A 19214-nucleotide genomic window follows, 5' to 3' on the forward strand; every position below is an offset into this window, starting at 1 on the left:
CTGGGAATGAGGGTATCTTTGCTCGATGTGTCTTCCGGCGAGGTCGATCCGAGGACGGACAGCGGCGCGCGAGGGGACGGTTCCCCGCTCGGCCGTGTGTGGGAACGGGCTCGACGGTGGCTGACCGTCGGCGTCTTCTCGGCGCCCACGATCCTGGCGGCGATCTACTTCGGTCTCGTGGCGTCGCCGCGCTACGAGTCGGAAACTGAGTTCATTGTCAGGGGCATCAGCAGCAGCACGGCTGCTCCCGGCCTGGAAAGCCTGATGCATGCGTTCGGGATTTCGCGCTCGAGCGACGACTCCAACGTGGTGATGGATTACCTGGCTTCGCGGCAAGTCCTGTCCGAACTCGAGGCGGCGCTGCCGCTGCGCCAGATGTACGGTCTCAAAGAGGCCGACGCTCTGTCGCGCTTCCCTCGCCCGTTTCTCGGCGACAGCTTCGAGTGGCTCTACCACTACTACGGCGATCGCGTCTCGGCGATCCTGGATACGGACACCGGCATCGTGACCGTCACCGCCGAGGCCTTTCGGCCGGAAGACGCCCAGGCCATCACGCGGCGCCTTCTGGCGCAGGCGGAGGCGCTGGTCAACGCCATGAACGCCCGCCTCGAGGCCGGCACCGTGCAAACCGCCGAAACCACGGTCGCGGAGGCGAGGAAGGCCGTCCTCGAGACGCATGACGCGGTGACGCGATTCCGAAACGCCGAGTTGGTGGTCGATCCGGCGCAGAACGCAATTGCGCAGTTGACGACGATCTCCACGCTTTCTGCCCAGGTCGATCAGGTTCTTGCGCAAATTGCGCAGACCAACACGATTTCGCCCTCCAGTCCGTCGGTCGCCCCGCTGAGAGCGAAGGCGGATGCGCTCGCCGCCCAGATCGCGTCCGAGCAGAGGGCGCTGGCGGGCCCTCGCTCCGCCGTCGCCGACAAGGTGTCGGCCTACGAGCGGCTGGCCCTGCTGAGGACCCTCGCGGACTCGGGTCTCGATGCGGCCACGACGGCGCTCACCCAGGCGCGGGCCGACGCCCGCCGCCAGCACGTGTATCTCGAGGTGATCTCGGCGCCGAATCTTCCCGACGAGTCGACGCAACCGCGGCGGATTCGATCGGTTGCGACCGTGTTCGCCGTCTCCTGCGCCGCAGCGGCGATATGGTGGCTCCTCACAGTCGGAGTTAGGGAGCACGGTCAGTGAGCGACAGCGACGTGGAGAAGCCTCCGGCGACCCGCACGGATCCCGCCAAGAGTGCGATCGCTGTCATGGCCGGGGAGGGCGTGCCCGCCATTGCGGAAGCCAGCCTGAAGACGCTGGCTGTCCGTCCGCAACTCCTCACGGCGATGGCGGACGCGCCGGCCTTCGAGCCCCAGGCCGGCGCGATCGGCTGGCGCTGGTTGTTCGTCCTCACGGTCGTGCTGCCCATGGCGGCAGCCTGCGTCTACCTTCTGACCTACGCCGCGCCCCGGTACGCCTCGTCCGTCAGCTTCATCATCCGCTCGGCCACGCCGCAGGCCGCCGCCGCCCCCCTCTCCTCGGTGACGCAGGGAGCCAGCAGCACGATCGCGCTCGACGAGACGAACGCGGTCCAGGCCTACCTGACCTCGCGCGACGTCGTGGACGAACTGGCGAAGAACGACAATCTGCGCGCGATCCTCGGGCGGGCGGACAAAGATTTCCTGTTCCGGTATCCGACCTTCTGGCTGCCGGACAACAAGGAGTATCTCTACGAACGATTCCAGTGGATGGCGGACGTCAACGTCGATCCGATCACCAACATCAGCACGATCGAGGTCAACGCCTTCACCGCCGAAGACGCCAAGGCCGTCGCCGAGGCGATGCTCGGCTATGCCGAGGCGCTGGTGAATCAGATGAACGAGCGCGCCTACAAGGACGGGCTCGACAACGCCGAGCGCTCCGTCACGGAGGCGAAGGACGATCTCGATTCGGTCGAAAGCGCCCTGAAGGCCTTTCGCAACGCCTCGGGCTCGGTCGATCCCAGCCTCGTCGCGCAATCCAAGCTTCAGGTGATTCAGGGCCTGTCGACCGAATTGGCCGAGGTCGAGGCCTCGATCGCCCAGCAGGCGACGATTGCGCCGAACGCGCCGTCGCTCGCCGGGCTCCGCGCGCAGGCCGATTCGTATCGCAAGGAAATCGGAAAGCGTCAGCTGGAGATCGCCGGTTCCGTCGGGTCCGAGGCCGCCAAGCTCGAGCAATACGAAAAACTCGTCCTGCAGCGCGACCTCGCGGGCAAGGCGCTGGCCGTCGCCTCAGCGGAGCGGGACCAGGCGCAGCAGGATACGGAGAGCCAGCACCTTTACGTCCAGTTGATCAGCAAGCCGAACCTGTCGACCGATTTCGCCAAGTACCCGCGTGTCAGCTTGGACCTGCTGGCGCTGCTGGCGATTTGCCTCGGTGTCTTTTTCCTGCTTCGCCAGCTGGGCGGCATCGCCGCGGAGCATCGCTTGTGACCACCCTCCCTTCGCTCGCGGTCATCGACGGCAATCCGGGCGACCGTCGTCAAATCCCCGCGCTGCCGCAGACTGGCGGCGCGCCGCAGCGCTCCCTCCGGGTCGAGCGCCTGACGAAAGCGTACCACTCCCAGATCGGCGTCAGGCGTGTGCTCGACGGCATCTCCTTCGAGGTGCGTGAAGGAGAAAAGATCGCCGTGCTCGGCCGCAACGGCTCCGGCAAATCCACGCTGGTCAAGTTGCTGGGCGGCGTCGAGTATCCGACGTCCGGCACGATCACACGCGGCCTGTCGATGTCCTGGCCGCTCGGTTTCGTCGGCGGCGTCACGTCGAACATGACCGGCGCCGCGAGCGCCCGCTTCGTCGCGCGGCTCTACAATCGCGACGAGCGCGAGGTGCTCGATTTCGTCGACGATTTCGCCGAGCTGGGGCGACAGCTCTACATCCCGCTCTCGGTCTATTCTTCGGGAATGCGCTCCCGCCTGATGTTTGCGCTCACCTTCGCGGTCGACTTCGAATGCCTGCTGATCGACGAGGTGATGTCGGTGGGCGATCAGCGTTTTCACGCCAAGTGCCATGAAATGCTGTTCGGGCGGAAAAACCACGCCATGATCCTGGTGAGTCACGACCCGGGCATCATCAGGGAATATTGCCGCACCGCCCTGGTTCTGAAGGCCGGGCGTGGAAGAGTTTTCGACGACCTCGAACTCGCGCTGAAGATCTACTCGACTCTCTGACGCCAGGGGCGGCCCGAGGCCGTGTCGCAATAATCTTTACGGCGTTGGGAGAACACTGTAAAACATCCCGTGACTTGACGTTGGCGACGCTTGGACAAAACGATGTGGTTAGTCAGTAAATTGTTGGGCTCGGATCGCAATGCATCACGATCCGAGCGAGGCGATGCATCGAATTCCGACCCGGTCGACGCGACTCGGTCGGAGCAAGGACCTGCGGCTTCGCCGCTGACGGCGACGAGCTACGACGAGCAGTATTACCGCGAACACGCCGACGCCGGGCTCGACTATTTGGGACACGGGTTCTGGCACGAGAGCTACGGGGCGATGGTGTCCGAGGCGACGCTGCAGGCCGGCTACGCCAGCCCGTTCGTCGTCGACGCGGGCTGCGCCTGCGGCTCCATCCTCAAGGGCTTCAAGAACACGGAGATTTTCGAGCGGGTTCTCGGCGTCGACCTGTCCGAACACATGATCGCCATCGGCCGAAAGCATTTCCGGTACCGGGACGAGGAACTGATCGCGGGGTCGATCGCCGAGATCCCGGTCGAGTCGGGGAGCGTCAGCCTCATGCACTCCGCCCAGGTGCTCGAACACATTCCCGATGAACTCATCGATCGCGTTTTCGACGAGTTCGCCAGGGTGCTCCGCCCGGGCGGGCGCGCGTTTCTCTGTCTCGACGCCATGCGAGAGGGCGAAACGAAGGAAATGTACATGGGGGACCCGACGCACGTGAACATCCAGCCGGTTCTGTACTGGACCGAAAAGCTGCAGAAGCGGGGGCTGTTGTTCGACATCGAGGCGTACAACCGCTTCGCGCGCTCGCAGCGTGGACCGACCGCCGGCGACCCGCGCTCTTTCTTCGATTCGTACCCCAACTGGAGCGCCTGGACGCTGATTCGAGCGGGCTGATGACACGCCGTCGCGCCGCCGCTCGAGAGGGGGAGGGTTCACGGCGATGAGCAGAGTCTTCGCTCTGATCGGCACGCCCTCGCCTGTCCTCTACGCGACCATGAATATGGTGCGAGCGCTGATCCAGGTCGCCTTTGGAGACCATGACGTCTTCTGCGCCAACACGGCCGTTGAACTGGAGGCGCGGCTGGCCGACCTGTCCCGGGCCGGCGATCGCTGCGCCATGGCGTATTCCGACTACCCTCAGAGGGAGGTCCTGGCGGCCTACGGCGCGTTGAGCGCGCCGCTCGTGATCTGCGCCGACGATTTTCTGACCGTCGCCCACTATTCCGTGGTTTCGCGCGAATACGGCGGAGTCGACGCGGCGCGTTTCGCTTCCATGGCCCTGGTCAACATCGAGCCGGTGATCTCGGCCCCGCCGGCGTTGTCGCTCCTCGTCAACGATCCCTCGATCCGGTTGCGCGATCTCGCCGCTCGCCTCGCCGATCTCTATCAGCTTCCGTTCGACGACGCGGCGCTCCGGGTCGTGCGGCGCGTGCTCGGACAAGCCGAAGACGGCGACGAAAGTCTGAACGACTACGCCGCGACATGTCTGACGGACTTCCGACCCGCCCGCGCGATGCTCGAGGACCGCAGTCCGCTCGAAAACGAACTCCTCGACGTTCTCGCCGGGAGTTACGCGCCAATCGCACAGGGTCGCAGCCTGGAAGCGCTGGAATGGCCGCCCTTCGCCTTGTTGCGCCCGGATTTCCCCGATCGTCTCACGGTCGGTCCGATCGACCTGACCGGTCCCGCGCGCTTCATTCATTATGGACCGTACTTCGCGCTCCCCGAAGGCCGGTGGTTGGCTGATCTCGTCATCGAAGTCAGCGAGTGCCTTTCGGACAACCAGATCGCCATCGACGTCGTCTCGGGAACCATTCTGACAGCGCGCAAGATGAAGCTCCCGCCGCAAGGCGTTTACAGCTGCGAAATTCCGTTCGAGATCACCGTTCCGGCGAATCCGGTGGAACTTCGGTTGCAGCTGCTGACCGGCGCCATCGAAGGCCAGCTCATGCTCCGCGGCATTCATTTGAGGCGTGTCGTCCCCGCGGACAGCGGCGGCGCCGAATTTTCCAGGCCGACCCGATCCTCGGGCGCCGATTCACGGACCGCCGCATGACCACGAAGGAAGCTCAGCGTAGCTCTGTCGGCCCGCACTTCCACGTGCGGGAGGGAATCGGGCGACTCAACGCCACAGAGCTGCCCACGCACCGGCTTTCGGAGTTCGTCGGGCAATTGCTCGACGAGTTCGGAGCGTCGGAGTTCCGCGGCGCGGAACGGATCGTCGACGCCCTCGAGCGTCAGGGCAAGACGATTTCGGGCTATCCGCGGATCCGCCCCGCGGACTGCGACCGGTTTCTCGGCGCGATGCGCCTCGTGTTCGACTCGTACCATCGCTCTTTCGTCACCGCGGATCCCTGGATCGTGCGCCGTTTCGAGGAGGTTCTGGAAAACTTCCAGAAGACCGACGTGCGCTCCTATCCGCGCGAGCTGATGCGCGCCCGCACGCTTCAGGCCGAGGCGCTGCTGCTGCTCAACAACCCGCGCCAAGCGCTCGAACTCGTCAGTCCCTATGCGGACCGCATCTACAAGATCGAGGGTGACCGCGACGACATCCTCCGGATCATGCGGCTCGACTGCGAGGCCCGCGCTGCGCTGGGAAGGATCAAGGGGCTCGGCGAGATCGCCATCGCTCGGGCGCGGGCCGTGACGAGGCTCTGGCCGTTCGGGGTGCGCTCCATCGCCGCGTCCCTGTGCGACTTCATCAGTTTCTACCGCGCCCCCGTCGGCGACGGGGCGCTCGCCTGGATTCTGGCCGCCAGCGCCCGTCTGGCCGTCCGCTCGCGGGTTCCGGGGGGGCCGCTGCTGCGGCGCGCCGGGCGGATTCCCGCCCTGGCGACGAGTCAGGCGATCGCGTCCGTCTGCCTGTTTCTGCTGCTTTGGGGGGACTTGCGCTGGACGCAGCGTCCCCACGGTGTCGATCGCAAGGCGGCGAAAAAGGACATCGTGGTCACCCGGGCGATGGGAGGAATCGGCGACCTGCTGATGATGACCGCAGGCCTCCGCGCGCTCTCCAGGAAGCGGTCGACACGGATCAAGTTGGTCATCGAGAGAAAATTCTTCGACCTGTTCCGGAACAACCCCTATGTCGAACTGGTCGACATCGACGGACCCCCGCTCGACGTCGCCGAATGCAAGGTCTGGCGCAACCTCACCCTCTGCCCCGCGGCGAAATACGAGTCGAAACGGACTCCGTTCGTGAAAAAAGGCCGTGTCCAACTGTTCGCCGGCGGAATGGGCGTCGGAAAGAGCCTTCTGAACGCCCACGGATGGCACGTCGAATACGATCTCGACGAGGCGCAGAAGACATTCCGGGAGGACTTTCTGCGCGCGGCCGGGCTCGGGTCGCGGCCCATCGTCGGCGTCCAGCCCTACGCCCGGGACTCCTACAAGGACCACCAGGAGATCGCCCATTTCATCGCCGCGCTCAGCAAGCGCTACGATCTCATCATCTTCCATCACCTCGAAACCCGCTTCGGGGAAGGCCCGGGAATCGTGTCGACGGCGGGCCTGTCGCTCGCCAATTCGCTCTCCCTCGTTTCCGCTATCGAGGCGATGGTGTGCGTCGATTCGGCGTTTCTCCACGCGGCCTCCGCCTTCGACGTTCCCGTCGTGGCGCTGTTCGGTCCGACCGACGGCAAACTGTTCACCCGGCATCACCGCAAGGCGACCGTGATCACCGCCAACGACCGCTTCGCCTGCGCGCCATGCTGGCGAAACGAGGACCTGCGCTGCAGTCTGACCGGCAAGTTCGGCCCGAGCCCCTGCATCGCCGCCATCGATGTCCAGCCGGTGCTCGACGCGGTCGAGAAGGCGCTGCGACAGGATCGCTAAAGCCCCGGACGTTTCATGGCGACGGCCGCCCGATCGGCGGAGTGGGCGGCCCGTGTCCGCGGCGGCGGCCGGCTCGACTCAAGCCGTCCGAGCGACGCTTGCGTCGCCCCATTTCTCCCCGGCGGCTCGGTGAGCCGACTTCACCTTGTCGAAAGGTCCCGCCAGGCGGCCGGGCCGGAGGAAAACCCCCCGGCTCGGCCCCCATTCTCAGGTCTGAGGCTGCGGCTCGAGGCCGCCAGCCTCAGGACCCAGCGGCCGGGGCTTGCCGGTCGAGGGCACCACGGCGCGCGGCGGCGCCGGCGGCTCGCGATCGGCGGCCGATTCGCGAACCGGCCGGATCCCCTGCATCAGGCCGACGATCTCGTCGCCCGTCAGCGTCTCGAACTCCATGAGTCCATTGGCGAGCGCCTCGAGGTCGGCGCGGCGCTCGGTCAGGATGCGGGTCGCGGTGATGTGCGCTTCCTGAACCAGACGGCGAACTTCCTGGTCGATCGTCTCGGCGGTCGCCTCGGAAATGTTCTGCTGGCGCCCGAGCGAATAGCCGAGGAACACCTCGTCCTGGTTCTCGCCATACATCACCGTGCCCAGCTTGTCGGAAAAGCCGAGCCGAGTGACCATGGCGCGGGCGATCTTGGTCACCTGCTGGATGTCGCCGGCGGCGCCTGAGGTCACCTTCTCCCTGCCGAACACCAGCTCCTCTGCGACGCGTCCGCCCATCGCCATCGCCAGCATGGCGATCAGCTGCTCGTAGCTCTGCGAGATCTGGTCGCGCTCGGGGAGCGACTGGACCATGCCGAGCGCACGTCCGCGCGGGATGATGGTCGCCTTGTGAATGGGCGTCGACGCCGGCATCGACACCGAGACCAGCGCGTGGCCCGCCTCGTGATAGGCGGTGAGGCGCTTCTCGTCCTCGGTCATGATCAGGGTGCGGCGCTCGGCGCCCATCATGATCTTGTCGCGCGAGTCTTCGAACTCCGCTCTTGTCACCACGCGCTTGCCGCGACGGGCGGCGAGCAGGGCGGCCTCGTTGACGAGGTTCATCAGGTCGGCGCCCGAGAAGCCGGGCGTGCCGCGCGCAACCACCTTGAGGTCGACGTCGGGGGCGAGCGGCACCTTGCGCACATGGACCTTGAGGATCTTCTCGCGACCGATGAAGTCGGGATTGGAGATCACGATCTGGCGGTCGAAGCGGCCGGGACGCAGCAGCGCGGGGTCGAGCACGTCGGGCCGGTTGGTCGCGGCGATGATGATGATGCCTTCGTTCTGTTCGAAGCCGTCCATCTCGACGAGCAGCTGGTTCAAAGTCTGCTCGCGCTCGTCGTTGCCGCCGCCCAGGCCCGCGCCGCGATGCCGGCCGACCGCGTCGATCTCGTCGATGAAGATGATGCAGGGCGCGTTCTTCTTGGCTTGCTCGAACATGTCGCGCACGCGGCTCGCGCCCACGCCGACGAACATCTCGACGAAGTCGGAGCCCGAGATGGTGAAGAACGGCACATTGGCTTCGCCGGCGACGGCGCGCGCAGTCAGCGTCTTGCCGGTGCCGGGGGGGCCGACCAGCAGGACGCCGCGCGGGATGCGCCCGCCGAGCTTCTGGAACTTCTGCGGATCGCGCAGGAATTCGACGATCTCCTGCAGGTCTTCCTTGGCCTCGTCGACGCCGGCCACGTCCTCGAACGTGACCCGGCCCTGGGCCTCGGTCAGAAGCTTGGCCTTGGACTTGCCGAAACCCATCGCCTTGCCCGCCCCGCCCTGCATCTGACGGGTCATGTAGATCCACAGGCCGAGGAACAGGAGAACCGGCAGGACGCTGGAGACGATCGTCAGCAGCCAGTTGTTGCCGTCGGACGGCGGCTTGGCGGTGATCGTCACGTCCTTCTTGAACAGGGTCTGGACGAGCGAGGGATCGTTGGGCGCGTAGGTCTGGAACGCGCGGCCGTCCTTCATGTGGCCGGTGATCTCCGGCCCGGCGATGGTGACGTCGCGAACGTTGCCCCCCTCGGCGTCGGTGAGGAGCTGGCTGAACGTGATCTCGCTGGACGGCGCCTTCTGGCCAGGGCTCTGGAACAGGGTGACCAGGGCCAGAACCAGCAGGAAAATGATCACCCAAAGGGCGAAGTTTCGATAATTTGCGTTCATCGTCTTCCCGTGACGGACAAGGAAGCCCTTCTGGACCGTCCAGACGCCGTCGATCACTGTCCATTTAAGCGCGCCGGTCCGGATTGCCAAGGGAACGGCGACCTTGACGAACCTGAGACAATCCGAAAATTGCAGCCTTTTGGCGGCGGATGGCGATTGCGCCCGTCGCGGCGCCGCCCGATCCGGGATGCGGACGGCCGGGCCGGGCGGGCCGCGGCGGCCGATTGGCGCGCGCCGCGGCGGAAAGCGTCTCCTGTTTACAGCCCGCCGGAGGCCTCGCGTCTGAGGAAGCGTCCCGCGCCGGCGCGCCCGCGCCAGATCGCGCCGTCGACGATCAGCTCGCCGCGGGAGAACACCTTGCGAATGGCGCCGCGCAGCGACCAGCCTTCGAACAAACTGTAATCGACCCGACTGTGGTGCTCGCTCGCCCGAACCGTCGTCGTCGCGTCAGGGTCGAACAGCACCAGGTCCGCGTCCGAGCCGACCGCGATCGCGCCCTTGCGCGGAAACAGGCCGAACAGTTTCGCCGGGTTGGTCGCCGTGAGCGCGACGAAGCGATGGAGGTCCATCCGCCGCCCGGCCACCGCGGCGTCGAACAGCAGCGGCATGCGCGTCTCGATCCCCGGCGCGCCGTTCGGGATTCGGGTGAAATCGCAGGCCTCCGCCGCGCGCTTGGCGTGATAGGGCGTCAGCGTCGTCTCCGAGATGCAGAACGGGCAGTGATCGGTGGAGATGACCTGCAGATCGCCGGTCGCGAGGCCGCGCCAGAGCGCCCGCTGGTGTTCGAGCCCGCGCAGCGGCGGCGTGAACACGACCTTGGCCGCGGCCTCGACATCGTCGGTGTCGTAGGCGCTCTCGTCGAGAAACAGGTAATGGGGGCAGGTCTCGGCCCAGACCGGCAGGTTCCGGTCGCGCGCCCGCGCCACCGCCTCGACCCCCTCGCGGGTTGAGAGGTGGACGAGGTAGACCGGCGCGCCGGCGAGTTCCGAGACGGCGACGGCGCGATCGACCGCCTCGCCTTCCGCGCAACTCGGCCGGGTCGCTGCGTGCCATCGCGGCGCGGTGTGTCCGGCGGCGAGCGCCTCCTCGACCAGCGCCTGGATGAGCGGGCCGTTTTCCGCATGCAGGCAGACCAGGCCGCCATCGTCGCCCACTTGCCGCATGACGCGCCAGAGCGCGCCGTCGTCCACCATCAGCGTGTCGGGATAGGCCATGAACAGCTTGACGCTGGTCACGCCGCCGTGGCGCACGAGCCGGCGCGTCTCGGCGAGCGTCGCCGGCGTCACGGCGGTGAGGATCATGTGGGCGCCGACGTCGACGCAGGCGGTCGCGGCCCGCCCGAGCCAGTCGTCGAAGGCCGCGGCGACACTGGGGACGTCGCGCGGCTGGAAGGCGTAGTCGACGATCGTCGTGGTTCCGCCGAAGGCCGCCGCGCGCGTCGCGGTCTCGAACGTGTCGGCGGTGCGGGCGGAGCCGGTGTCGTAGTCGATGTGGGTGTGCACGTCGACGCCGCCGGGCAGGACCAGCAGGCCCGCCGCCTCGTGGATTTCGGCGTCGGCCGAGAGCGCCGCGCCGAGCGCGGCGATCCTTCCGTCCTCGATCAGGATGTCGCCGCGCCAGCGGTCGACGGCGGTCGTCACCTCGCCGCCGCGAATCAGGACGCGCTTCATCCGACAGCGCCCTTGGCGCGGCGGCGCACGAGTTCGCTGGCCGCCACCAGCAGGACGTTGGCGGACACGATCAGCGTGGCGAGCGCGTCGAGCTTCGGCGACAGGCGGAAGCGGAAGTCCGACGCAATCATGATCGCGAGCGGCTGCGTCCGTCCGCTGACGAAGGACGTCACGAGATATTCGGACGTCGACAGCACGAAGGCGATGAAGAAGGACGCAATCAGGCCGTTGCGCATCAGCGGCAGCTGGACCCGCGTGAACACCTGCCAGCCCGACGCGCCGAGATCCGCCGCGGCCTCCTCGAGCCTGCGATCGAGGCGGATCAGCACCGATGCGATCACCATCGCCGAGAACGGCAGGATGATCAGCGACTGGGCCGCGATGATCGCCGGAACGCCGTGCGGGACGCCGAGCGCCGCCATGGCGATGACGTCGGCGACGGCCAGTATGATTTTCGGAATGAAGAACGGGACGATCAGCAAGGCCGCGAACAGGGTCCAGCCGCGGAAGCGTCGGCGGGTCAGCGCCAACGCCGCCATGGCGCCGAGGGTGGTCGCGATCGCCGCCGTCGGCGCCGCGATCGTGAGGGCGTTCAGGAAACCGCCGAGCAGGCGACTGTCGTGGATCGCGACGTCGTACCATCCCAGCGTGAACCCGGTCATCGGAAAGGCCAGCATCTCGGAGCTGTTGAACGAGAACAGCGCCACCACCGCCACCGGCAGGTACATGAACGCGTAGACCAGCGCGACATAGGTCCTGAGGAGGCGCTCCATCGCCGGCTAGCCCCTGCCGAACGCAGCGCTTCCCCAGGGCGTTCGCCCAAGGATGACGACAACGGCGGCGACCACCCCGACCATGGCCACAAGCAGCGTCCAGGCGATGGCGGAGCCGAGCGGCCAATCGAACGCCGCGCCGAACAGGTCCGCGATTGCGCTGATCACCGTCACGCCGGAGGCGCCGCCGATGAGTTGGGGGGTGATAAAGTCGCCCACGACCAGGGCGAACACCATCAGCGCGCCGGCGACCAGCCCGGGCGCGGTCAACGGCAGAACGAGTCGGAGCAGGATCGTCGTCCGGCCGGCGCCGAGATCGGCCGCGGCCTCGAACAGGTGATCATCGAGCGTTTCGAAGCTCAGCCACAGCCCGAGCACCATGAACGGAAGATAATTGTACACGAGGACGATCGTCGTCGCGGTCGGGCTGAACAGCAGGGTCTCGATCGGACGGTCGATCGCGCCGGTCCAGATCAGGAAGCTGTTGAGCACGCCTTCCCGCCCCAGGATCAGCCGCCAGGCGAAGATGCGGACGAGATCGCCGGTATAGAGGGGAATGAGCAGCGCGGTGAGCAGCGCCGCCTTCACCTCGCGGATCCGCTTGGCGATGAAGAACGCGACGGGATAGGCGATGACGGCGGTGATCGCGGCGATGGTCGCGCCGCTCATCAGCGCCTTGGCGATCAAATAGCGATAGGAGCCGCTGGACAGGACCTGCGCATAATTGTGCAGGCTCGGGTCCGGCACGATGGAGACGAAATCGACGCGGAAGAAGCTCACGACGAGCAGGACGCCGAGCGGCGCGAGGCACAGCACGATCAGGGCGACGAGCACGGGGCCGACGGTCGCCGCGAGAAATGTTCGTCCGCCGTCCATCGCCTAGGCGTCCCCGGCGAGCGCGCCGTCGGCGATCCAGGCCTTGGCCGGATCGTAGCGGAGCGAAACGGCGCCCCCGACGGCGGGCGGCTCCTCGTCGGGACAGCGCACGCGCAGGGCGGCGGAGCCGGCCGCGACCTCGACCAGCCAGTCGGCGCCCTGGAACACCGTGTGGCGGACCGTCCCGCCGAGGCTTCCGCCGACTCCGATGACGAGTTGCTCCGGCCTGAGACAGAGGGACGCGCGCCGGCCGACGGCGACGCCGGGCGCGCAAGGCGCGCGGGCGGGCCCGAACGCCGTCTCCAGCGTCGCTTCCCCGCCGGCGCAGGCGACGACCTTGCCGGCGACGAGGTTGGAGCCGCCGATGAAGTCGGCGACATAGGCGTTCGACGGCCGGCGGTAGATGGTTTCCGGGTCGCCCTCCTGCTCGATCACCCCGTGGTTCATCACGATGATCGAATCCGACAGCGCGAACGCCTCCTCCTGGTCGTGGGTGACATGGAGGAACGCCAGACCCAGGCGCCGCTGAAGGTCCTTCAGCTCGATCTGCATCTCCTTGCGCATCTTGCGGTCGAGCGCCGACAGCGGCTCGTCGAGCAGGAGCAGGCGCGGCCGGTTGACGATCGCGCGGGCGAGCGCGACCCGCTGCTGCTGGCCTCCCGACAGCTCGCGCGGCCGCCGCGCGCCCATCGAGTCCATGCGCACCATCTGCAGCGCCTCGGCCACCCGCCGCGCGATCTCGTCGCGCGGCAGACGCCGCAGGGCGAGGCCGAACGCCACGTTATCGGCCACGTTCAGGTGCGGGAACAGCGCATAACTCTGAAACACGGTGTTGACCGGACGTCGGCTCGGCGGCGTGTCGAGCAGCGGCCGCCCGTCGAGCGCGATCACGCCCGCCGTCACCGTCTCGAAGCCGCCGATCATGCGCAGGATCGTGGTCTTGCCGCAGCCCGAAGGGCCGAGCAGGGTCACGTATCGGTCGGTCGACAAGCTGATGTCGACTCCGCGCACGGCGTGGACCGCGCCATAGCGTTTGTGCAACCCGCGCCCCGCGAGGAGAGGGGCCTGGCCTCCCTCTCCCGGGGCCAACGCCGCCGCCTTCACATCAACTCGCCTTCACCTCGTTCCACATCGTGACCCATTCGTTGTAGCGGCGCGGAATCTGCGGCCAGACGAACGAGTCCATCACGGCGGGGTCCTTGATGAAGATGCGTTCCTGTTGCTCGGGCGGGAGCTTGTCGCGAACGAGGTCGGTCGACTGGGCGTACGGCCCGCCGTAGGCGAGCTTGAGCCCGTATTCGGGACCGAGCAGGTAGTTGACCAGCTTGTAGGCGGCCTCGAGCCTCTCGCCCTCGACGCCGGCCGGGATCGCCAGCACGTCGCACCAGGACGGCACGCCTTCCTTCGGCAGCGACAGGGCCATCTTGATCCCCCGCTTCGTGAGGTCGTAGTAGGGCGGCAGCCACGAGAAGGCGCAGACCACTTCGCCGGTGGCGAACAGGTTGGTGAGATCGGCGATCGAGGTCCAGTAGGTGCGCAACAGCGCCTTCTCGGCGATCAGCGCCTTCTTGCACTCGGCAAGCTGGCGGTCGTCCATGCTGAAGATCTCTGTCTGCGGGATGCCGAGGTAGAGGGCCGCGATCATGATGCCCTCCACCGCATAGTCGCGCATGGCGAGCTTGCCTTTATATTTGTCGCCCTTGAAGAACACCGACCAGTCCGGCTTCTCGTCCATGAGATCGGCCCGGTAGACGATGGTGTTGATTCCCCAGTAATAAGGCAGGGAATATTGTATGCCGTCTTTCTTGTTGAGGGCGTTGTCGCGGAACACCGGGTACATGTGCGCGGCGTTGGGGATCTTTCGCAGATCGAGCGGCTGAACCAGGTTCGAAGCGATGTAGCGCGACATCTCCCACTGGCCGGGGACGAACACATCGACGTCCGCTGCGCCGCCGGCCTTGAATCTGGCGAACTGCTCGTCGTCAGTGGTGATGTAGGTCTGGTCGACCTTGATCCCGGTCTCCTTGGTGAAGGGGTCGATGTAGTCGGGCAGGCCGAGGTTGTTCCAGGTGCTCCAGACGATCTCGGTCGAAGCGGCGCGCGCCGGACTCCAGGGCAGAGCGGCCCCGGCGACGGTCGCCCCGGCGGCGGCCAGAAAATCTCGACGTCGAAGTCCGATAGCCATCTTGGTTCCCTTTCTCGCGAGCCTTGCCGTTGCGAGCCTGCGCCGGCGTCGCATCGAGACAGGCGCGGTTGACGAGTTACAGGGAAACGGCGGCGCTCCTTGTTGATATGCATCAATTTACAAAAGAGGACGCGGCGCCCCTCCTGGCAATGGACTGGGCGTTCTCCCGCGCCGCTGCCCAAGGAGCACGCAAATCTTGCATAGGGCATAGGCAAGCCGGGCGCTTCCTGGGCGCAGGCGCCGACGAATGCTTCGCGCAAGCGAGGCGCGACAAAGCGGCGCAGGATCAATGCGTCGACGCGGCGCCGTTGCCCCGGATCGAGGGTCGTCCCGTGCGTCAGCCGGTCCGCCCCGTTGCGCAGCCGTTCAGGAACATTCGCGCGCACCGGTTGGCGCGGGCCGCGATCTCGGCCGGGTCCGGCGGCTCGCGCTGGCCGAGCATGACCGCGCGCTGCGGCTCGAGGATCATCATGCCGCGCAGCATGCCGACGGCCTCGTGCGGATCGTCGAGGGCGATCAGGCCGCGGGCGCACAGACGGCGGAGTCCCTCCTCCATCGCTTGGCTCGTGCGCACGATCGCATTGTCGTAGAAGGCGGCGCCGACTTCGGGAAAGGAGCAGCACTCCCCGAGCACGAGCCGGGTGAGGGCGATGGTCCGCGGCTCGAGCGTCAACGCGCCGAAAACGGTCAGCATCCGCTCCAGCGCCGCCTGCGCGCCCAGCGAATCGAGCCGGCTCAGATCGTATTCGAGCACGAACCGGCCGATCCGGTCGGCGACGACGCTGGCGAAGAGATCCGCCTTGGTCGGAACCAGCCGATAGAGCGTCTTGGTGGAAACGCCGGCGCGTTCGGCGACATCGGCGATGCAGGTCGCCCCGTAGCCGTTCGCCTGGAACTCGCGGCCCGCCGCCTCCAGGATCAACGCCAGCGTCTCTTCGTCCGATCGCACTTGCGGGCGCCCCCGGCAACGGCGGGAGGCGCCCTCCGGCGTATTTTCGACCATGTCCGTTTTCCAAATTCTCTTGACAAGCGACCACTACCGCCTATTTTGGAAAGCGGCAAGTTTCTAAATTGTCGCGGGCAGCGCTCGGCGCGGCCCGGTCGAACGCGGGGAACGGTTCGATGAGTCAGCATCCACGAGCGTTTGCGCCCGATCGACCGGTCGACGTCGAGGAAGCCGCGCACGCCCTGCCCGCGGCGCTGGCGACGCCGGCTTCGCGCACATCCATGCTCGCGCTCCGCCGGGCGCTGCTCGTTGCGGCAGGCGCGGCGGCCATCGCCGCCGCGGGCGTTTTCGGCGCCGACTACTGGACCGTCGGCCGGTTCCAGGTGTCGACCGACGACGCCTATGTCCAGGCCGACACCACGACGATCGCGCCGAAGATTTCGGGCTACGTGGCCGAGGTTCTGGTCGGCGACAACCAGCCGGTGAAAGCCGGCGAGATCCTGGCGCGGATCGACGACCGCGACGTCCGGGTCGCCCTCGACCAGGCGAGAGCCGAGGTGGCGGGCGCCTCGGCGGCGATCGCGACCCGGCAGGCCTCGATCGAGGCGCAGAAGTCCGCGATCGCGGCCGCCCGTGCGGCGATCCGGGTCGACGAGGCCAATTCCGCTTTCGCCGATCAGGACGACAGGCGCTACGCGACGCTCGCCGCCTCCGGCTACGGCAGCCTGCAGAACGCGCAGTCCGCAGCGTCACGCTCGGCGGCGTCGCGCGCCACGATCCAGAGGGATCAGGCCGCGCTCGAAGCGGCGATCGGCCAGAGCGGCGTGCTCGAGGCCGAGCTTTCCGAGGCCCGGGCGACGCTCGCGCGCGATCAGGCGGCCGTCCGGCAGGCCGAGCTCAACCTCGCCTATACGACCATCGTGTCACCGGTCGACGGCGTCGTCGGCGCGCGGTCGCTGCGGGTCGGCCAATACGTTCAGGCGGGCGCGCAGCTCATGGCGGTGGTCCCGGCGGCGACCGCCTACGTCGTCGCCAATTACAAGGAAACGCAGCTCCGCGACGTCCGGCCGGGGCAGAAGGTGACGATCACGGTCGACACTTTCCCGGGGCGCCCGCTCGTCGGCCGCGTCGACAGCATCGCGCCGGCGAGCGGCCAGGAATTCGCGCTCCTGCCCCCGGACAACGCGACCGGCAACTTCACCAAGGTCGTGCAGCGCATCCCGGTGAAAATCGTGCTCGAAGCCGGGAGCCCGTTGGCGAACCGGCTGCGGCCGGGCATGTCGGTCACGCCGACGATCGACACCAGGGCCCCGGCGCTTCAAGCCGCTTCCGCGGCCGCGCCCGCGAGCTGAGCGCCGCCTCCAGCATCAGGAACGGATAAGCCATGGCCAGCGCCGCCGAGGTCGCGCAGGGCGGGCGAGACCTGCCCGCCGCTGTCGCGCATTCCGCCGAAAAGGCGAGCCTCACGGCCTGGATCGCCGTGCTCGCCGGCATGATCGGCGCCTTCATGGCGATCCTCAACATCCAGATCACCAACGCGTCGCTCCTCGACATCGAGGGCGGGATCGGGACGGGGGTCGACAACGGGTCCTGGATCTCGACCGCCTATCTCGTCGGCGAGATCGTCGTCATCCCGCTGACCGACTACCTGAGCCGGGTGTTCTCGTTCCGGCGCTACGTGCTCGTCAACGCCGTCCTGTTTCCGGTGTTCTCGATCGCCTGCGGCTTCACCCACGATCTCGGCTCGATGATCCTGATGCGCGGCCTGCAGGGGTTCACGGGCGGCATCCTGATCCCCGTCGCCTTCACCATGGTCCTGACCCGGCTGCCGAAGCCGCAGCAGCCGATCGGTCTGGCCCTGTTCGCGATCGCCGTGACCTTCGCGCCGGCGATCGGCCCGACCATCGGCGGCTACCTGACCGAGACCTACGGCTGGCAGACGATCTTCTCGATCAACGCCGTCCCGAGCGCGGTCATGGTCGGCGCGCTGGCGTTCACTCTCGAGCGCCAGCCGATGCGTCTGTCGCTGCTGAAGGAGGGGGACTGGGCCGGGATCGCGACGATGGCGATCGGCCTCGCCGCCCTGCAGACGGTGCTCGAGGAGGGGAACAAGGACGACTGGTTCTCGTCGCCCTTCATCCTCCGCCTCGCCGTCGTCGCAGCCGTCTTCCTGACCGCCTTCGTGGCGATCGAACTCACCGTCGGGAAGCCGCTCGTGCGCCTCCGGCTCCTGAAGCGCCGCAATTTCGCCGTCGGCGTGTTCGTCTTCGTCCTCGTCGGCTACGCGCTGTTCGGCACGATCTACATCCTGCCGCAATATCTGGCGCAGGCGCAGGGCTACAACGCCGAGCAGATCGGCGCGGTGCTCGCCTGGACCGGTCTGCCGCAACTCGTCGTGATTCCGTTCGTGCCCATGCTCATGAGGCGGTTCGACGTGCGGGCGATCGCTTTCGTTGGCGTCGGCGTCTTCGCCGCGAGCTGCTTCATGAACGTCACGCTGTCGGCTGACAGCTCGGGGGATCAGTTCTTCATTCCAAACGTCGTGCGCGCGCTGGGGCAGGCGCTGGTGCTGACGCCGATCAGCGCCATCGCCACCGCCGGCATAGCTCCGAGCGAAGCCGGCGCCGCCTCGGGCCTGTCCAACATGCTGCGCAACCTCGGCGGCGCGGTCGGCACGGCGACGCTCGCGACCATCATCACCAAGCGCGAGCAGTTTCACTCGAACGTCATCGGCCAGTCGATCACCCTCGCCAGCGGGGAGACCCGCCGGCGGATCGCCGGGATGACGGCCTATTTCGAGGCGCACGGAATGGCCGACCCGGCCGCCGCCCAGCGCGAGGCGATCGTGGCGATCGGCAGGATTGTGCATCGGCAGGCGCTGATCATGGCCTTCAGCGACGCCTTCGCCGTCGTCGGCGTCGTCCTGGTCGTCGCTGCGATCGCGCTCCTGTTCGCGCGCAAGACAACGGGCGCGGCTGCCGGCGGCCATTGACGAGGCAACCCGACGCGGCGCCGGATCCATTCATCGGGAGGACCACATGACAGAACTCTACCTCGAGGATCTCGCCGTCGGACAGACGTTCGGCTCGGGCCGGGTGCGCGTGGAGGCCGCGGCGATCAAGGCCTTCGCCGCCGAATTCGATCCCCAGCCGTTCCATCTGGACGAGGAGGCGGCCAGGAATTCGATCTTCCGCGGGCTCGCCGCCAGCGGCTGGCACACTGCCGCCTTGACCATGCGACTCCTGGTGACCGGAGCGTTCAAGCCCGCCGGAGGCCTCGTCGGCGCCGGCAACGAGATCAGCTGGAGCCGCCCTGTGCGTCCCGGCGACGAATTGCGCGTCGAAAGCGAAGTCCTCGAGATTCGCCCGTCGAAGTCGCGTCCGCAGCAGGGACTGGTCAAGATGCGTTCGACGACCTTCAACCAGAACGACGAGCCGGTGCAGGAGCTGGTCGCCAATCTGGTCGTGCGCCGGCGCGCCGCTCCCGAGCCCAGCCGGCCTGAGCCGCCGATTGGAAGGGAGGCGTGAGCGGCGCGGCGCGGTGACGCCGTCGATCGAGCGCGCCGGGGCCGATCGCCGAGGCCGAG

16 protein-coding genes are annotated in these 19214 nt (G+C 67.4%); 9 read left to right on the forward strand and 7 right to left on the reverse strand.

Annotated features, from left to right (window positions below; genetic code table 11):
- Nucleotides 1–6 precede the first annotated feature (6 nt).
- The 6 genes from DFR50_RS20205 (at nucleotide 7) to DFR50_RS20230 (ending at nucleotide 7042) form a co-directional block, all read left to right on the forward strand.
- A complete protein-coding gene (locus DFR50_RS20205) occupies nucleotides 7–1191 on the forward strand; it encodes a KpsE/RkpR family capsule polysaccharide export protein (protein WP_147262821.1) in 1185 nt (394 codons plus the stop codon).
- Complete coding sequence (locus DFR50_RS20210; protein WP_113891065.1) at nucleotides 1188–2462, forward strand: KpsE/RkpR family capsule polysaccharide export protein; 1275 nt, start codon at nucleotides 1188–1190, stop codon at nucleotides 2460–2462. The genes DFR50_RS20205 and DFR50_RS20210 overlap by 4 nt, the downstream gene beginning before the upstream one ends.
- Entirely contained in the window at nucleotides 2459–3199 is a 741-nt protein-coding gene (locus DFR50_RS20215; protein ID WP_245427991.1) for an ABC transporter ATP-binding protein, read from the forward strand. The genes DFR50_RS20210 and DFR50_RS20215 overlap by 4 nt, the downstream gene beginning before the upstream one ends.
- A gap of 102 nt (nucleotides 3200–3301) precedes the next feature.
- Nucleotides 3302–4105 (forward strand): class I SAM-dependent methyltransferase, encoded by an 804-nt coding sequence (locus tag DFR50_RS20220; RefSeq protein WP_113891066.1) that lies wholly within the window; start codon nucleotides 3302–3304, stop codon nucleotides 4103–4105.
- Between the two features lie 46 nt (nucleotides 4106–4151).
- A complete protein-coding gene (locus tag DFR50_RS20225) occupies nucleotides 4152–5267 on the forward strand; it encodes a hypothetical protein (protein WP_113891067.1) in 1116 nt (371 codons plus the stop codon).
- Nucleotides 5264–7042, forward strand: coding sequence for a glycosyltransferase family 9 protein (locus DFR50_RS20230; RefSeq protein WP_113891068.1), 1779 nt, complete (start codon nucleotides 5264–5266; stop codon nucleotides 7040–7042). Before DFR50_RS20225 ends, DFR50_RS20230 begins: the two co-directional genes overlap by 4 nt.
- 207 nt (nucleotides 7043–7249) lie before the next feature.
- Here the strand turns inward: DFR50_RS20230 and ftsH are convergent, their stop codons facing one another.
- The 7 genes from ftsH to DFR50_RS20265 all read right to left on the reverse strand — a co-directional run bounded on the left by ftsH (nucleotide 7250) and on the right by DFR50_RS20265 (nucleotide 15685).
- Nucleotides 7250–9178 (reverse strand): ATP-dependent zinc metalloprotease FtsH, encoded by a 1929-nt coding sequence (gene ftsH / locus DFR50_RS20235; protein WP_113891098.1) that lies wholly within the window; start codon nucleotides 9176–9178, stop codon nucleotides 7250–7252.
- A gap of 257 nt (nucleotides 9179–9435) precedes the next feature.
- Entirely contained in the window at nucleotides 9436–10848 is a 1413-nt protein-coding gene (hydA, locus tag DFR50_RS20240; protein ID WP_113891069.1) for a dihydropyrimidinase, read from the reverse strand.
- Entirely contained in the window at nucleotides 10845–11621 is a 777-nt protein-coding gene (locus DFR50_RS20245) for an ABC transporter permease (protein WP_113891070.1), read from the reverse strand. The genes hydA and DFR50_RS20245 overlap by 4 nt, the downstream gene beginning before the upstream one ends.
- Nucleotides 11622–11627: 6 nt before the next feature.
- Nucleotides 11628–12497 carry an ABC transporter permease gene (locus tag DFR50_RS20250; protein WP_113891071.1) on the reverse strand — a complete coding sequence of 290 codons (870 nt, stop codon included), beginning with the start codon at nucleotides 12495–12497 and terminating at the stop codon, nucleotides 11628–11630.
- 3 nt (nucleotides 12498–12500) lie between these two features.
- Complete coding sequence (locus DFR50_RS20255; protein WP_245427992.1) at nucleotides 12501–13538, reverse strand: ABC transporter ATP-binding protein; 1038 nt, start codon at nucleotides 13536–13538, stop codon at nucleotides 12501–12503.
- 64 nt (nucleotides 13539–13602) lie between these two features.
- Entirely contained in the window at nucleotides 13603–14682 is a 1080-nt protein-coding gene (locus tag DFR50_RS20260; RefSeq protein ID WP_113891073.1) for an ABC transporter substrate-binding protein, read from the reverse strand.
- Between the two features lie 337 nt (nucleotides 14683–15019).
- Nucleotides 15020–15685, reverse strand: coding sequence for a TetR/AcrR family transcriptional regulator (locus tag DFR50_RS20265; protein WP_113891074.1), 666 nt, complete (start codon nucleotides 15683–15685; stop codon nucleotides 15020–15022).
- A gap of 119 nt (nucleotides 15686–15804) precedes the next feature.
- Here DFR50_RS20265 and DFR50_RS20270 point away from each other — a divergent pair, with 119 nt between their 5' ends.
- Genes DFR50_RS20270 through DFR50_RS20280 form a run of 3 tightly spaced genes read left to right on the forward strand, consistent with a single transcriptional unit; the run spans nucleotide 15805 to nucleotide 19155 of the window.
- Nucleotides 15805–16980 (forward strand): HlyD family secretion protein, encoded by a 1176-nt coding sequence (locus DFR50_RS20270; protein ID WP_113891099.1) that lies wholly within the window; start codon nucleotides 15805–15807, stop codon nucleotides 16978–16980.
- Nucleotides 16981–17012: 32 nt separating this feature from the next.
- A complete protein-coding gene (locus DFR50_RS20275; RefSeq protein WP_113891075.1) occupies nucleotides 17013–18620 on the forward strand; it encodes a DHA2 family efflux MFS transporter permease subunit in 1608 nt (535 codons plus the stop codon).
- Nucleotides 18621–18666: 46 nt separating this feature from the next.
- The gene (locus DFR50_RS20280; protein WP_113891076.1) at nucleotides 18667–19155 is read left to right on the forward strand and encodes a MaoC family dehydratase; all 489 of its coding nucleotides are present in this window, start codon (nucleotides 18667–18669) and stop codon (nucleotides 19153–19155) included.
- The last annotated feature ends 59 nt before the right edge of the window (nucleotides 19156–19214 follow it).

This window comes from Roseiarcus fermentans (genome assembly GCF_003315135.1).
In the GTDB taxonomy this organism is placed as follows: Bacteria; Pseudomonadota; Alphaproteobacteria; order Rhizobiales; family Beijerinckiaceae; genus Roseiarcus; species Roseiarcus fermentans.